16 protein-coding genes are annotated in these 14,814 nt (G+C 69.0%); 10 read left to right on the top strand and 6 right to left on the bottom strand.

The annotated features are described in order from the left end of the window. Entirely contained in the window at positions 1-1,080 is a 1,080-nt protein-coding gene (locus A5756_RS02965) for a helix-turn-helix transcriptional regulator (RefSeq protein ID WP_066946694.1), read from the top strand. Between the two features lie 307 nt (positions 1,081-1,387). Next, positions 1,388-1,903, top strand: a complete 516-nt coding sequence (locus A5756_RS02960; protein WP_082959974.1) for an STAS domain-containing protein — start codon at positions 1,388-1,390, stop codon at positions 1,901-1,903. Here A5756_RS02960 and A5756_RS02955 read toward each other — a convergent pair. After that, positions 1,900-3,261, bottom strand: a complete 1,362-nt coding sequence (locus A5756_RS02955) for an NAD(P)/FAD-dependent oxidoreductase (protein WP_066946689.1) — start codon at positions 3,259-3,261, stop codon at positions 1,900-1,902. The two genes, A5756_RS02960 and A5756_RS02955, sit on opposite strands and share 4 nt — an antisense overlap. Before the next feature lie 131 nt (positions 3,262-3,392). On the opposite strand from A5756_RS02955, the gene A5756_RS02950 reads away from it, so the two are divergent. Next, entirely contained in the window at positions 3,393-4,349 is a 957-nt protein-coding gene (locus tag A5756_RS02950; protein WP_066946684.1) for an alpha/beta fold hydrolase, read from the top strand. On the opposite strand, the gene A5756_RS02945 is transcribed toward A5756_RS02950, so the two are convergent. From A5756_RS02945 to A5756_RS02935, 3 genes are all read right to left on the bottom strand, one after another. Beyond that, the gene (locus A5756_RS02945) at positions 4,344-5,690 is read right to left on the bottom strand and encodes a flavin monoamine oxidase family protein (protein ID WP_066946804.1); all 1,347 of its coding nucleotides are present in this window, start codon (positions 5,688-5,690) and stop codon (positions 4,344-4,346) included. The genes A5756_RS02950 and A5756_RS02945 overlap by 6 nt on opposite strands. Before the next feature lie 120 nt (positions 5,691-5,810). After that, complete coding sequence (locus A5756_RS02940) at positions 5,811-6,926, bottom strand: hypothetical protein (RefSeq protein WP_066946679.1); 1,116 nt, start codon at positions 6,924-6,926, stop codon at positions 5,811-5,813. Next, entirely contained in the window at positions 6,926-8,062 is a 1,137-nt protein-coding gene (locus A5756_RS02935; RefSeq protein WP_066946675.1) for a phosphotransferase family protein, read from the bottom strand. The genes A5756_RS02940 and A5756_RS02935 overlap by 1 nt, the downstream gene beginning before the upstream one ends. A gap of 75 nt (positions 8,063-8,137) precedes the next feature. Here A5756_RS02935 and A5756_RS02930 point away from each other — a divergent pair, with 75 nt between their 5' ends. Next, on the top strand, positions 8,138-8,740 hold the full coding sequence (locus A5756_RS02930) for a TetR/AcrR family transcriptional regulator (RefSeq protein ID WP_066946671.1): 603 nt from the start codon (positions 8,138-8,140) through the stop codon (positions 8,738-8,740). Then, positions 8,737-9,609 carry an SDR family NAD(P)-dependent oxidoreductase gene (locus A5756_RS02925; RefSeq protein WP_066946667.1) on the top strand — a complete coding sequence of 291 codons (873 nt, stop codon included), beginning with the start codon at positions 8,737-8,739 and terminating at the stop codon, positions 9,607-9,609. The genes A5756_RS02930 and A5756_RS02925 overlap by 4 nt, the downstream gene beginning before the upstream one ends. Here the strand turns inward: A5756_RS02925 and A5756_RS02920 are convergent. Together A5756_RS02920 and A5756_RS26170 are read right to left on the bottom strand one after the other, a co-directional pair. Then, a complete protein-coding gene (locus A5756_RS02920; RefSeq protein ID WP_066946664.1) occupies positions 9,606-10,211 on the bottom strand; it encodes a class I SAM-dependent methyltransferase in 606 nt (201 codons plus the stop codon). The two genes, A5756_RS02925 and A5756_RS02920, sit on opposite strands and share 4 nt — an antisense overlap. A gap of 175 nt (positions 10,212-10,386) precedes the next feature. Then, positions 10,387-10,548, bottom strand: a complete 162-nt coding sequence (locus tag A5756_RS26170) for a hypothetical protein (RefSeq protein ID WP_197505728.1) — start codon at positions 10,546-10,548, stop codon at positions 10,387-10,389. A gap of 154 nt (positions 10,549-10,702) precedes the next feature. Between A5756_RS26170 and A5756_RS02915 the strand changes: the two genes are divergently transcribed. From A5756_RS02915 to A5756_RS02895, 5 genes are all read left to right on the top strand, one after another. Next, positions 10,703-11,650 (top strand): DUF4129 domain-containing protein, encoded by a 948-nt coding sequence (locus tag A5756_RS02915; RefSeq protein WP_066946659.1) that lies wholly within the window; start codon positions 10,703-10,705, stop codon positions 11,648-11,650. After that, on the top strand, positions 11,647-12,129 hold the full coding sequence (locus A5756_RS02910; protein WP_066946654.1) for a hypothetical protein: 483 nt from the start codon (positions 11,647-11,649) through the stop codon (positions 12,127-12,129). The genes A5756_RS02915 and A5756_RS02910 overlap by 4 nt, the downstream gene beginning before the upstream one ends. After that, positions 12,126-13,094: a MoxR family ATPase gene (locus A5756_RS02905; RefSeq protein WP_066946650.1), complete on the top strand. Its 969-nt coding sequence runs from the start codon at positions 12,126-12,128 to the stop codon at positions 13,092-13,094. The genes A5756_RS02910 and A5756_RS02905 overlap by 4 nt, the downstream gene beginning before the upstream one ends. Before the next feature lie 50 nt (positions 13,095-13,144). Beyond that, on the top strand, positions 13,145-14,356 hold the full coding sequence (locus A5756_RS02900) for a DUF58 domain-containing protein (RefSeq protein WP_156659176.1): 1,212 nt from the start codon (positions 13,145-13,147) through the stop codon (positions 14,354-14,356). A gap of 64 nt (positions 14,357-14,420) precedes the next feature. Continuing rightward, positions 14,421-14,813 carry a hypothetical protein gene (locus A5756_RS02895; RefSeq protein ID WP_231989290.1) on the top strand — a complete coding sequence of 131 codons (393 nt, stop codon included), beginning with the start codon at positions 14,421-14,423 and terminating at the stop codon, positions 14,811-14,813. Position 14,814: the final 1 nt, after the last annotated feature.

Raw genomic sequence — 14,814 nt, 5'->3', positions numbered from 1 at the left:
ATGACGACCATGACGAGCGCCACCGACAACGCCGGCACCGGCGTGCTCGCCGGTGCAGTCGGACCACCGTCCGGAGCGGGCCAAGCCGTAGTCGGCGCTGAACTCGCGGGCGATGCGGGCGGGTCGGCGGCAGCGCTTCGGCACGACCAGTTCCGAACCATCGATGCGCAGACCGCGCGCCAATTCTTTGCCAGGGCCTACCATCCCGGCTGGCGCATCACCGGGCTCACGGGACGCTCGGCCGTTTCCCATCGGCGCTGCGAAGCGGGTTCGTTGACGGTCGACGACGTGACGATTCAGGGTCGCGTCGCGGTGGAGATTCCGGCCTCCGACGCGGTCGCCGTTATCCAGCCTCGCGCGGGGTCGATGAACGTTGCGGGCGGTCCCCCCGCCACAGCGGACTTCCCGATACTGGTCGCCCATGACATGTCGTGCGTGTTGCAGTGCAATGGTGCGCGGTTCGACGTGGTGAGCGTCGCTGCGGACCTGCTGCACAAGGTCGCCGCGGGTGGCCGCGCGCCCTTACCGCAACGGCTCCACTTCCTGGACTGGCGCCCGCGCTCGCGCGCGGCCGTGCGGGCGTGGCATCGGACGCTGGACCACGTCGCGTCGACGCTCGCCGGCCCGGACACCGCCCACCAGCCACTCATCGTGGCGGGGCTTGGTCCGCTGTTGGCCGGTGCGCTGCTCGAGTGCTACCCGTCCAACCTCACCGAGCAGGACCTGGCCAACGAGCCCGCAATCCCCGAAACGCTGAAGGACGCAGTGTCTTTCATCCATCGTCACGCCGCTGAGGACGTCAGCATCAACGACGTCGCCGCCGCCGTGCATTTGACCCCCAGGGCTGTGCAGTACCTGTTCCGCCGCCAACTCGCCAGCACCCCAACGGAATACATTCGCCGCGTGCGCCTCAATGGCGCCCATCAAGAGCTGTTGGCCGCGGCGCACTCCGACACCACCGTCACGGAAATCGCCCAGCGCTGGGGGTTCGCGCACACCGGCCGGTTCGCGGTGCTGTACCGGCAGACGTACGGCCATAGCCCGCACACCACGCTCCGGCACCTGACCGCAGGGCCGTGACGCCGATAGGCCGCTAAACCCCAGGTCAGGCCCACTGCGTTCACCCGACTTTGCCTTCGCGTCATGTCACTGTGACCAACACGCCGAAAGGTGTTTTCCGCACCCAGAGTCGAAGCGAAACCGCCTGGTTGAGTGCCGATTCCGGATCGCCTGGTGGGCGCGCGGCGTCGCTTGTGCGTACGGGCGGCCGCTACACCCGGTAGGCTGTAGCCAGGTTGAGTCCCCAGCTGCCGTTACCAACGGGCGCCATTCGGACACCGTCGTCGCTCGCCCTGCTACTCCAATCCCCTTGAAGGGCGCACTCAACATGACTGCTTCAACCGAACTTCGTACACCCGACCGACATACACCCGGGCTGCTCGGAGAACCTCGCAGCCGCTACCAAATCGACTGCGCCGGAGCGCAAATCCAGGTTCACGCCCGTAGTGTGGCCACCATCTTGCGCCTCGAAGGCGAGGTCGACGCATCCAACACCGCCCTCATCGCCGAGGCCATTCGCCGCTTTACGCGGCTCAGGGCCCCGTTGGTCCTCGACCTCGCCGGTCTGGACTTCCTTGCCGCCTCGGGCCTGCGAGAGCTGCTGGTGCTCAGCGAGGAGCATCGGCGGGCCGGGCTGCGGTGCAGCATCGTCAGCGGCGTGGCGCTGCGCCGGCTGACCCGGGTCCTGCCGGAACTGGGCCTGCCCATCGCCGACTCGGTCCCTGCGGCCCTCGCGCATATCGAAGGCGTCGCAACGGCTCGCCGTCGGTTGGTGTCGGGCCCGTCCCGGCAGCAGGAACCGCAGCGGGACGCGTCGACTGGGCTCCGCGGGCTGGCTTCCTAACGGCCCAGCCGGCGCATCAACTGCTCGGCGGCATACCGGCCACTGGCCATGGCGCCGTGCACCGTGGCCGGATTGTTGACGCCGACCGCCTCGCCCGCCAGGTAAAGCCGGTCGCTGATCGGTTCCTGCAGCCGGCGCCGGTCATCCAGGCCGGAGCCGGGGGCGTGAAAAGAGTAGGCGCCGCGCGCATACGGGTCGGCGCTCCAGTCCGATGTCTTGACCTCGACCGGGGAGATGTCATCGCCGAACAGCCGATGAGCGATCGGCAGCGCGGTTGCCATCAGATCCCTGGGCGAGGAGGCCTCCACGGCGCGGCCGCGGCCACCGGCGTTGAATGCCAATATGATTGGGCCCGCGGTCGCCGGGAGGCTGAACCACTGGGCCCACGGGCCGCCGTCGGCGGCGAGGTATTGATAGAAGGCGTTGTCCACCGTCCAGCCGCGCCGGTTGAACCGGAAGAAACTCTTCGACAGCACGCCGAAGCCCAGGGCGTCGGCCGCGCGGCGGTACGGGTCGGGCAGGGGCGGATCGAAAGCGATAGCACCGGCTTTCAGCACGCCGAGCGGAACGGTGACGATTGCGGCGGGTCCCTGGTAAGTCCGATCTTTGGTCCGGACCACGACGGAGTCGTCGCGTTGCGCGATCGCCGTCACCGGCGCGTTCAACTCGACCCGCAACCCGTCGGCGAGCAGCTTCGGCAGGGCGTCGTAGCCGTTCGTGATGACAACCTGATCGCCGCCGCTGTAGTCGCCCTCGTCAAAGGTGATGGCGGACAGCTGATCCGCGTCGGCAGCGAACTCGTCCTCGATCTCGGTGGTGAGATAGAAGGCCAACTGGGCGCGGTCCGCGGTGGACAGCGCTTCGCCGCCTGCCGCGGCATTGACGGCGGCCGCCAGGCTGCCGGCGTCGACTTGGTAACGCGCCCGCTCCACGAACACGCGCCATAGTGTCGGGTCGTAGTCGAGCGGTGGAAGTTTGGGATCGATCACGAGCTTGGCCCAGCTGTAATAGTCGGTCGTGACCAACTGAGCCCCCGCGCGGCGCGCCAGTTGCACCAGCGGGTTGTCCGCGGTGCCGTGGATCCACGACGCGCCCATCTCGAGCGGTACGCCCCAGTCGCGGTCGGTGTGCACCCGGCCGCCGATGCGGTCGCGGGCTTCGATCACGCGAACCGGCCACCCCGCATCGGCGAGGCCGCGGGCGGCCGACAGGCCGGCCATCCCGGCGCCGATGACGAGCACCGACCGGGTATCCGGCCGGGGCGGCCGCGCGGATGGCGGATGGTGCGGCGCGCAGGCGGCCATCAGCCCACCGCCGACCACGCCCGCGGTAGCCGCGATGAATTCCCGACGGGACATCGGGTACACGGGTGTTAGCGTCTCACATCGCAACGGTTTGCCGGATTTACCGAATCCGAACGGACCTTAGGGATAAACTTGCGCCAGTCCTTAACTGCGGCGACGAGGCCGCGTTGGAGGGGGAGGCGACGATGAGTGCTCGACGATCGGGTCGCGCAGCCGATCCCTACCCCCACGTGCTGCCCCCGAGCCAGACGGTGGCCGTCCACGCGACCGATGGCACACGGTTGCACGCCGAGGTGTTCGGGCCGCCCGACGGCTATCCGATTGTCCTGACGCACGGCATCACCTGCACCATCCGCGCCTGGGCCTACCAGATCGCGGACCTGGCCAACGACTACCGGGTGATCGCCTACGACCACCGCGGCCATGGGCGCAGCGGTATGCCCCGGCGTAATGGGTACAGCCTGAAACACCTTGCATCCGACCTGAATTCGGTGCTGGATGCGACGCTGGCGCCGCACGAGCGCGCCGTGCTGGCCGGCCACTCCATGGGCGGCATCACCATCGCCGCATGGTCGGCGCGCTACCGCCACATGGTCCGCCGTCGCGCCGACGCCGTCGCGCTGATCAACACCACAACAGGGGATCTGGTCCGCAAGGTGCAGCTGCTGTCGGTGCCGCGCGGGCTGTCACCGGCCCGAGTGGTCGCCGGCCGCGCGCTGATCAACGCGTTCGGCGGGTTCCCGATCCCTACCGCTGCCCGCATCCCGAGCCGCTACCTGGTCGGGATGCTGGCGGTGGGCAGGGAAGCCGACCCCAGCGTCGCCAGGATCGTCCACCAGTTCTTCGAACAGACATCGCCGGCGGGGCGCGCCGGTTGCGCCAGGATGCTGGTCGCCGCGTTGGGGTCGCGATACCTGGAGCTGGACGGTTTGACGGTGCCGACGCTGGTCATCGGCAGCGAACGCGACCGGCTGACCCCGATCAGCCAGGCCCGCAGGATCGCGGGGACCGCGCCCAACGTCGTCGGCCTGGTCGAGCTGCCCGGCGGTCACTGCTCGATGCTGGAGCACCCGCGCGAGGTGAACCGCCACCTGCGGTTACTCGCCGAGTCGGTGAGCCAGGACGTGCGGATCAGTTCATAGCAAGGCGGTGATCTCGGCGGCCGCCCGCTGGCCGGACCTGACGGCGCCATCGAGGAACCCGGTCCATTCGTCCGCGGTCTCGGTCCCGGCCCAGTGAATGGGGCCGACCGGCTCGCGCAGCCACGGTCCGAACCGTGTCCACGAGCCCGGGGGGACCGCGGCGGTGGGACCGCCGGGCGCGAATTGTTCTGCGCCCCAACGGTGGTCGACATAGTCGAGCGGCTTCAGGGCGTCGTCACCGAACAGCGTCGCAAAGCAGCGCAGCGTGTCATGGCGACGCTGCTCGGGGGAAAGGGAGTCGAAGGTGCGCGCGTCGACGAAGCCCATCAGTACGCCCGGCCCGTCGGCGTGCGGACTGACGTCGAAGGTGATGAAAACCGGCCCCGTGTCGGACAACGCCTGGCCGGAGAAGCCATTGGTCCGCCAAAACGGTGTGGAATAAGCCGCGTAGGCCTTGCTGAGCTGGCCCTGGGGCCAGTGCCGGGCGAGTTGTTGGTACTCGGCGGGCAGTGGAGGGGCGAATTCGATCGATGCGCGATGGGCGGGCGGGACCGCGACGACGACGAATCCGGCTTCCGCCTGGCCGACGTCGGTGGTGACCGTTACGCCTGCGCCGTGCCGGTCGATGCGGCGGACCGGCGCGTTGAGCACGACCCGGGCGCCCAACTCGGCGGCCGCGGCCTCGGCGATCTGCTGGGTGCCGCCCGGAAAACGGTCTTGTTGGGCACCGTTTTCGACGTCGAGCAGCCGGTCCAGCCCGCCGGCGGCGTGCGTGTAGCGCGCCGCGTGCAGCATCGACACGTCGTCGGGTTCGCATCCCCAGGTCACCCGGGACACGATCGCCAGCAGGTCGTGCGACGACGCGGTGGCGTGTACCGAGCGCAGCCAGCCGCCGAGCGACACGCCGTCGAGCTCGTGCGCCCGGCGCGCGTCCCACGGGGCCGACAGCGGGATGCTGCGGGCGATCCGGTCGAATTGCCAACGCAACCGGCCGATGTCGAGCAGCCCGGTCAACGAAAGCTTGGGGATGGTGCCGCGATAGGAATGCGTCCAGCCGCGCCAGTGGATCACGTTCTTGCCGTCGTGGTGGGTCGGGATGGTGGGGACGTCGAGTTCGGCCGCCAGGGCCAGGACCGCGTCCTGGGTCGGGCCGACGAACGTGCCCCCCAGGTCGGCGGGCAAGCCCGCCACGCTGCCGGTGAACGACCGGCCGCCGACGCGATCGCGGCCCTCGAAGACGACCACGTCATGGCCCTGTCGGGCCAGCTCGCGCGCCGCGGCAATTCCAGCAAAGCCTGCGCCGACCACGACAACGTCGACAATCCACGGCGGATTTGGCACGCGCACCAGTCAACCCCAATTTCCGCGATTTCGTCGGGCAATTGCCCGACACCCGCGAACGTCGATTTGTTGTGCGAGATGGCCCGAGAATCCCGGAACTCCTCGACGTTCGCGGGCTGACTAGGGGGCGACGGCGAGCCAGTCGGAGAACCCGGAGGGGTCGTGGCGGCCCAGCGCGCCGTGTTCGTAAAGGCCCCAGCCCTCCATCGGCTCGCGATCGCCGTCGCGGCATACCGCCCGGCCGACGTGGTCGATCACGCCGAAACCGGACCGCGCGACGATCGCCGGGTCGGTCATGTCATACGTCAGGCGCTCGACGAACTTCTCGCCCTTCCACATGCCGTGCAGCCAGTCCGAGTCGCCACCGTAGCCGCCGCCGACGTGGATGGGCACCGGCAGCTTGGACTCGACGTCGAAGTGGACCCCGGTGCCGTCGGGGGCGGTGGCGTCGATGGTGGCTCCGGTGGGAATGCGGGTGCCGGAGCGGTAGTGGATCTTGACCCGCGGCCAGCCCAGCTGCTCCACGCGGCCGTCGCGCCAGATCCGGGTGCAGTCGTTGAGCGAGCGGAAGCCGTTGGGCTCCTCCTGGATGATCAGCACGATGGCGAAGTCGTCGAACGCCATCGGCACGTACAGCCACCACATGCCCTCGAACGGCGGGTCGGCCGGCCGGCCCGCCGGCTCGGGCTCGCCGATCGGCCGGATGCCCCACGACCGGTCGCGGCTGCCGAGCCAGGTCGCGGGGTCGACGGGAATCTCCTCACCGTCGACGGCGATGCGGCCGCTCCAGCTGCCGAGCTGGGCGAACCGCTGGGCGTCCAGCGTCACCCGGTTGCCGGAACGCATCAGGTGCGGCTGTTCCTGGACGACGTCGAAGAGGCCCTCCCAGGTGAGATCGGCTGCGATGCCTTCGGTTTCGTCGAGGACCAGCCGCAGCTTGCGCAGCGGCTCGATGACCTCGATCCGGTAGCCGTTGACCCTCTGATTGAGGCGATCCTGGTCGATGGCGTCGGACAGGTGCACCGCCGTCTGCGTGTCCCCGCGCCGGACGAGGAAGAACGCGTCCTTGACACCGAGGTTGGGGTAGTAGCCGATGCCGCTGATCACAAAGATGTTTCCGGTGCGGTCGTGGGCGTTGAAGTAGGAGCGATCGTAGAAGTTGCGGTCCGAGGAACCCGGCCACGCGATCGGCTGGGGAACCTGGTGTACCGGGAACTCGTCCAGCGGTCCGAGCATTACTGATCCTCTCCGATTAAACGTCTCATCAACCCGGCGTGGTAGAACAGCGACTCGACATCGTCGGGTTTCTCGGTTTCGCCGAAATGCACCCGGCGCGCCCAGGTGCGCATGAACACGCAGGCCCACATGACGCCCGAATACACGTAAAACCAGCGCAGGTCACCCACTTCCACGCCGGTCAGTCGCTGATAGGTGGCGCGGACGTCGTCCTCACGCATCACCTCCGGCAGGCCGGGCAGGCCCGCCAGGCCGGTTAGTTCTTGGAACACCATGTGCGCGTAGATCATCCACGCCACATCGAGCTCCCGGGGCCCCAGCGTCACCATCTCCCAGTCCAGCACCGCGACCGGCTCGAAGTCGCGGTACAGCACGTTGCCCACCCGGGCGTCGCCCCAGAGCAGCACGGGCTCGCGCGCGGCCGATTCGGCCGGCCAGTTGTCTTCCAGCCAGGTGAAGGTTCGTTCCAGCAGCGGCGAGCGGCCGATGTCGGGGACCGAGAAGTCGTACCAGGACCGCACCCAGTTGAAGTGCCGGTGCAGCGCGGTGTAACCGTCTCGGCCGTCGGAGAGAAAGCCGAAGGTGTTCTCCGCGTTGGGGATTGAATGCAACTTGGCCAGCACCCCAACGGTCGCGTCCTGCAGCTCGCGCTGACGTTCGGCGGGGGCGTCGGCGAACCAGTTGTTGCCGAACGTGTAAGGCATGACGTCGGGCGGGACCACGCCCTCGACGTAATCCATCACGAAGAAGGGGGTGCCCAGCACTTCGCCGGTCGGCTCGAGCCAGCGCACCGGCGGAACCGGTACGTCGGTGAGTTCGCCGACCTTTCGGATGACCTCGAATTGGTGGTCAAGCCGGTAGGTTGGGAAAACCTGCACGTCTTCGGCGGCGGGCGCAACCCTGGTCACGAGTTTCTGCTCGACGGGCTTCCCGCCCTCTTGCCAACGAGTAGAGAGGATGATGGTTTCCGACGACATGCCCGTCGAGTCGACGCCGCTCTCGACCGTCACCTCCGGCATCGCTCCGGCGGGCAGGACGGTCGACAGCCATTTGGACATCACGGCAGGCAGCGTCGTGACGTCTCGGCTGGAGCGCTGCAGCCGGTCGACCTTGTCCAGCACGGGTTCGTTGGCCACGGGTGCCTCCCATTCTTTGAGACTTGATTCTCTTTGAGACTTCGGCGCGGCAATTACGATACGGTAGGTAGCGATATGAAAGCAGACCCGTCCGCCCTTGACAAGGCCCCCGGTGCCGGCCGCCCGCGGGACCCGCGCATCGACTCGGCCATCCTATCGGCCACCGCGGAACTGCTTGTCCAAATGGGCTATTCAAATCTGAGCCTGGCGGCGGTCGCCGAGCGCGCGGGAACGACGAAGTCGGCGTTGTACCGCAGGTGGTCGAGCAAGGCCGAATTGGTGCACGAGGCGGCCTTTCCGGTGGCGCCCACCGCGCTGGAGTCGCCGGCCGGGAACATCGCCGCCGACATCCGCATGATGATCGAGGCCACGCGCGACGTCTTCACCACCCCGGTCGTTCGCGCCGCCCTGCCGGGCCTGGTGGCCGACATGACGGCCGACCCTGCCTTGAACGCCCGGGTGATGTCGCGGTTCGCGGACCTGTTCGCGACGGTGCGGGTGCGGCTGAGTGACGCAGTCGACCGGGGCGAAGCGCATCCGGACGTGGACCCGGACCGGTTGATCGAGTTGATCGGGGGAGCCACGATGCTGCGCATGCTGCTGCGTCCGGAGGACGAACTCGACGATGCATGGGTGGAGCAGACCACCGCCATCGTCGTGCACGGGGTGAAGCGATGACGGGGCGGCTAGCGGGGCGGGCCGCCATCGTCACCGGTGGCAGCCGCGGACTGGGCCGGGCGATCGCGCTGGCCCTCGCGGCGGAGGGCGCCGCCGTCGCGGTGGCGGGCCGCACCGAACAGGTATGGGACGAGCGGTTGCCCGGCACCATCGGAGAGACGGTCGCCGACATCGAGGCGGCCGGCGGACGGGCGGTGGCGATCCGGGCCGACCTGACCGATCGTGAGGACATCGCCCGGCTGGTGGGTGAGGCGCGAGAAGCCCTGGGGCCCATCACGATCCTGGTGAACAATGCGGCCTTTACCGCGCCCGGAAGGCCCCCGGCGCCCGGCTCCGAACCACGCGTCAAGTCCGCCCAGCCGGCGGGCGGCGCCGCCAAACCCGGCTGGCCGGGATTCGTCAGCATTCCGCTCGCCGCGTATCGCCGGCATTTCGAGATCGCGGTCTTCGCCGCGTACGAGCTGATGCAGCTGGTGAGCCCGGACATGATCGAAGCGGGCGGTGGGTCGATCATCAACGTCACCTCGGTCGCATCGAGGATCCCCGGCGACGGGCCGTACCCCGACCGCAGCGGCGGCGTGCTGCCCGGCTATGGCGGATCCAAGGCGGCGCTGGAGCATCTGACCCAGTGCGCGGCATACGATCTCGCCGATCACCACATCGCGGTCAATGCCCTGTCGCCGTCGAAACCGATCCTCACGCCGGGGCTGGCCTACTATGCCCGCGAGTTCGACGAAACCGCCGCGGCCGACGAATTCGCCCGAGCGGCAGTCGAATTGACGCTGGTCGATCCCGCCAAGGTCACGGGACGCACGATCGGCCATCTGCAGGTGCTCGACGGCAGCTTCCGGCCCTTCGAGCCGGACTAGGCCCGCGTCTTCGCCGTGACCGCGTTGATGATCACGGCTTGCAGCCGCTGCCATTTGGGGGACTGGAATCCGGCCTGCAGCAGCAGCTTCTCGGCGCGGTGGCGGGTGCGGGCCTTGCCGCGACGGCCGAGGGCCAGGGTCGGCACCAGCCACAGCGAAAACTGGTCGACGAGCACCAGGCTTCCGCCGGGCCGCAGCACCCGGGCGCACTCCAACAGGCCCGCCAGTTGGTTGGACCAGTGATCGAATGACGTGGTGCTGACCACCAGGTCGAAGGCGCGGTCGGCATAGTTGAGCTCCTCAGCCACTCCGCGAGTGAAGCTCAGTCGCGGGTCGCGCGCGAGGGCCCTTGCGGCCGCGACCATTTGCGGGGCGGGATCGATCCCGGCCAGGTGCTTGGCGTTCGGGTAGCGGCGAGCCAGCCGTTGCAACAGGTAACCCGTGCCGCACCCCACGTCGAGCACGTACTCGGGAGCGGTTACCGTCGCCACGGCCAGCTGCGCGGTGCGGTCGGCGATCTCGTGATGCAGCCGCCCGCGCCACCCGCGGTCGTAGCCGGCGGCACGATCGTCGAACGCTGCGACATCGCGGTATGGCGGCACGAATCGTAGTGTCCCACCGGGCTGGGCCGCTTGGCGAGACGCGCGCGGCGCGTCAGCCCTCGTCCGCATCGGGCGGATCCGGATCGCCGGTCGGCGACCGCCGAGGCCGGATCCGGGCCGCGAGCCGGAAGCGGCGGGTGAGGCGGGTGGGCGATCTCCGCGAAAAACCGGTACATCAGCCGCCGGTTGTTGCGTTCCTGAGTTCCGGCCGCTCGGCGACCTCGACCCGCAAGTCGATGCCGACCCCATCCGATGAGGCCGTCCGCAGCACTTCGTGGGCGGCGTCGATCACGTCGAGAGCGGCGCCTATCCGCCCTCGTGCCTGTTCGGCGCTCATCCGGAACCCCACAACCCAACGCGATCGGACATGTGTTTGGAAACCAGGACCCGAGCGCGGTTTTGTGGATGGATCTCCGACTGTGGATAACCCCTGCCTGACGTGCCAGGATGAGGCAAGGCCAGTGCCGCAACAACGGTCGAGTGGTGTGCCAATGCCCGGTATGGACAAGCCCACGGGGCGGGTCGTCGCCCTGATCGTGCTGCTGCTCGTCGTCTCCGCCGCGCTGCGGGGTTACCTGCCCGCCGCCCACCACGAGGAGCGCGGCGATGCCGCCGGTAGCCGTGCGGCGCTGATATTCGTGGTGGCCGCCCTCGGCGTGACGCTCGCGCTGGTGGCGATCGCGGTGATCGCGCGGTTGCGTGACCCGCGCGCGGCGGCGCCGCAGGCGGGCCAGCTGTCCGAGATGCTCGGCACCGGCAGGGGCCGGCCGAGCTGGCGCGTGGTGCTGATCGCGCTGGCGGTCATCGTGGCCTGGCTGCTGATCGTGCTGCTGGCGTCCCGCCTGTTCGCGCCGCACGGTATCGGTCAGGCGCAGCCGCCACAGACGACCGACGCTGCGCCGGCCGAACATGGCAACGCCCCGGCGCCGCAGCGGCCGCATTCTGCGAACGGGGACATGTTCGGCATCCTGCTCGCCGCCACCGTCCCGATGATGCTGATCATCATCACGGGAAGCGTCGTCCTGTCGCGCCGGCGGTGGCGCGCGGTGACGCCGGGCGCCGTCATCGACGATCACACCGAATCCCCGGCGCCGCCGACACGTTCGGAATCTCTGGTGCGGGCGGCCGAGCGGGGGCTGGCCGAGATGACCGACCTCAGCCGGGAACCCCGCGAGGCGATCATCGCCTGTTATGCGGCGATGGAACGCGAACTCGCCAATGTGCCCGGTGCCGCCCCGCAGGACTTCGACACCCCGACCGAGGTGTTGGCCCGGGCGGTCGAACACCATGCGCTGCAGGCCGATAACGCCGTGCAATTGGTGAATCTGTTCGCCGAGGCGCGATTCAGCCCGCACGTGATGAACGAGGGCCACCGGGACGTGGCGGTGCGCGTGCTCGAGATGGTTCTCGACGAGCTGAGCTCCCGGAGTCCCGTATGAAAAAGACACTGTCCCTGGGCATCTGCCTCATCGTCGGAATCGAGCTGCTGGCGCTGATGCAGCACGACCGCCAATTGGTGCTAGTTGCGGCGGGTGGCGCCCTGGCTCTGGTGCTGCTCACCGTCCGTCGCGTCCTGGGACGCGGAATGCGGCCCGAACCGGAAGCGGATCCCGACGATCTCGGGGATTCGCTGCGCCGTTGGCTTTCCAACACCGAGACGACGATCCGGTGGTCGGAGTCGACCCGGGTGGACTGGGACCGGCACCTGCGCCCGATGCTCGCGCGCAGATACGAGATGACCACCGGCGAGCGACGATCCAAAGATCCCGTCGCGTATCAGACGGGCGGTCAAATGCTGTTCGGGGACGAACTGTGGGAATGGGTTAATCCGAACAACGTCGCGCGGACCGGCGACCGGCGACCCGGTCCCGGCCGTGCAACGCTGGAAGAGATTCTGCGAAAGTTGGAACAGGTATGACGCTGCCGGCGGCAAGAACCACAGCGCACTGCGAGGCGGTGCTCGACGAGATCGAGCGGGTGGTGGTGGGCAAGCGTTCCGCGCTCACCCTCATCCTCATCGCGGTGCTCGCCCGCGGTCACGTTCTGATCGAAGACCTGCCTGGCCTGGGGAAGACGCTGATCGCCAGGTCGTTCGCCGCGGCGCTGGGGCTGCAATTCACCCGCGTGCAATTCACCCCGGACCTGCTGCCCGCGGACCTGCTCGGCTCGACGATCTACGACATGCAGTCAGGCCGTTTCGCGTTCCGGGCGGGGCCGATCTTCACCAACCTGTTGCTCGCCGACGAGATCAACCGTACGCCGCCCAAGACCCAGGCGGCGCTGCTCGAGGCGATGGCCGAAGGCCAGGTCAGCATTGACGGTGAAACACACCAGCTGCCAAAGCCTTTCGTCGTGCTCGCGACCGACAATCCAATCGAGTACGAGGGCACCTATCCGCTGCCGGAAGCGCAGCTGGACCGGTTCGCGATCCGCCTGGAACTGCGCTACCTGTCCGAGCGTGACGAGGCCGCGATGTTGCGCCGGCGCCTCGAACGCGGGTCGGTGGAACCGACCGTCAATCAGGTGGTGGATGCGCACGACCTGCTCGCGATGCGCGAATCGGTCGAGCAGGTGACCGTGCACGAGGACGTGTTGCACTACGTGGTGTCGCTGGCGAATGCCACGCGCCACCATCCGCAGGTGGCGGTCGGCGCCAGCCCGCGCGCCGAGCTCGACCTGGTTCAACTCGCCCGCGCCCGCGCCCTCTTGCTCGGCCGAGACTATGTGATCCCCGAGGACGTCAAGGCGCTCGCCGTCCCGGCGGTCGCGCACCGGATCACCCTGCGCCCGGAGATGTGGGTGCGCAAGATCCAGGGTGCCGACGTGGTCGGGGAGTTGTTGCGCCGCTTACCGGTGCCCCGCACGGGCCACGGCGACACGTGACCCAGTCTCCGGTTGAGTTCCGCTGGCGCGCATCGCACTTGACGCGGGCGATGGCCAGCTGCGCGGGGCTGGCGCTCGCGGTCGCGGTGATCGGCGCGCGGTGGCAGCTGATCGCGTTCGCGGCGCCGCTGCTGGGCGTGCTGTGCTCGATCAGCTGGCAACGACCCGTGCCGACGATCCGCGTGCACGGCGATCCCGATGCGCAGCGGTGCTTTGAAGACGACCGCGCCCAGCTGCGCATCTGGGCGACGGAAGAGGGCGAGGCAACGGGGTTTTCGGCGGTCGAGGTCACGGTTCCGCCCGTGGAGGGGTTGCAGCTCGAAGTTCTCGACTCGGACTCCCGCCGGAGCAAACGGGTTGCGGCAACGGCGCAACGCTGGGGCCGGTATTTCATCCGGACCCGGGTCGACGCGGTCGCGCGCGGCGGGCTGCTGTACGGGACGGCGACGGTCGACGCCGCCGAAGTCATTGTCTTTCCCCTGACGCCCCCGCAGTCGACGCCCATCCCGCAGACCGAGCTGCTCGACCGCCTGGGCGCCCACCTCACCCGGCATGTCGGCCCCGGCGTCGAATACGCCGACATTCGCGCCTACGTGCCGGGAGACCAACTGCGCGCAGTGAATTGGCCGGTGAGCGCGCGTCGCGGCCAGCTACACGTCACCCAGCGGCTCACCGACCGCGCCGCCGACGTGGTGGTGCTGATCGACACCTACCGCCAACCGTTGGGCCCCGCGACCCGCGCCACCGAGCGCGTGGTTCGGGGCGCCGCGCAGGTCGTACAGACCGCGCTGCGCCACGGGGACCGCGCCGGAATCGTCGCCCTGGGCGGCAACCGCCCGCGCTGGCTGGGCGCCGACATCGGGCAGCGCCAGTTCTATCGGGTCCTCGACACGGTGCTCGGTGCGGGCGACCGATTCGAGAAGACAACGGGCACGTTGGCGCCGCGCGCGGCTGTTCCCGCCGGCGCGATCGTCATCGCGTTCTCCACGCTGCTCGATACCGAATTCGCGCTCGCGTTGATTGACCTCCGCAAGCGGGGCCACGTCGTCATCGCCGTGGACATCCTCGACAGCTCCCCGTTCGAGGGCGAGCAGGATCCCCTGGTGGACCGGATGTGGACGCTGCAGCGCTCCGCCATGTATCGCGACATGGCCACCGTCGGCGTCGACATCGTGTCGTGGCAAGGGGATAGCGGGCTGGAGCAGTCCATGGGTGTGCTGCCGGACCGCCGCCGCAGGATCCGGGGGCGGCTCGGTGGCTAGCGACGAGAAGGCGGCACTGCCGCGGCTGTGGGCCCCGGTGTTCTCAATCGCGTTCGGCCTGCTGATGGTCGGATTGGCCGCTGACGGCACGCACGGACGTGCCGTGGCCGCTTGGGCCACGGCCCTGGGCGCGGTGTTGGCGGGGACGGCATTTCGTCCAGCCGCAACGCTTGCGGTGCTGCTATCGGTGGTCACCGTCGTGCTGTCCGACCCGCCGCCCGTGTTCGTCGCGCTGTCGGGGCTGAGCGCCGCCGCCTACCTGGTATGCCGCCACGCGGTCGGCGGGTCAGCCGGTGTGGTGCTGGGCAGCTGGCCGACAGCCGTTGGCGCAGTTGGGTTCACGTTCGCCGGATTGGTCGCGACGTCGTTCCCGCTGCAACTGCCGTGGTTGCCGCTGGCCGCGCCGCTGGCCGCCCTGGCCGTCTACGTGCTGGCCGTGCGCCCGTTCCTCGGCTGAT

It is taken from the genome of Mycobacterium sp. 852002-53434_SCH5985345 (genome assembly GCF_001667155.1).
GTDB lineage: Bacteria > Actinomycetota > Actinomycetes > Mycobacteriales > Mycobacteriaceae > Mycobacterium.
Note: the sequence above shows the minus strand (reverse complement) of the source record. Positions and strands in the feature narration are given on the sequence as shown.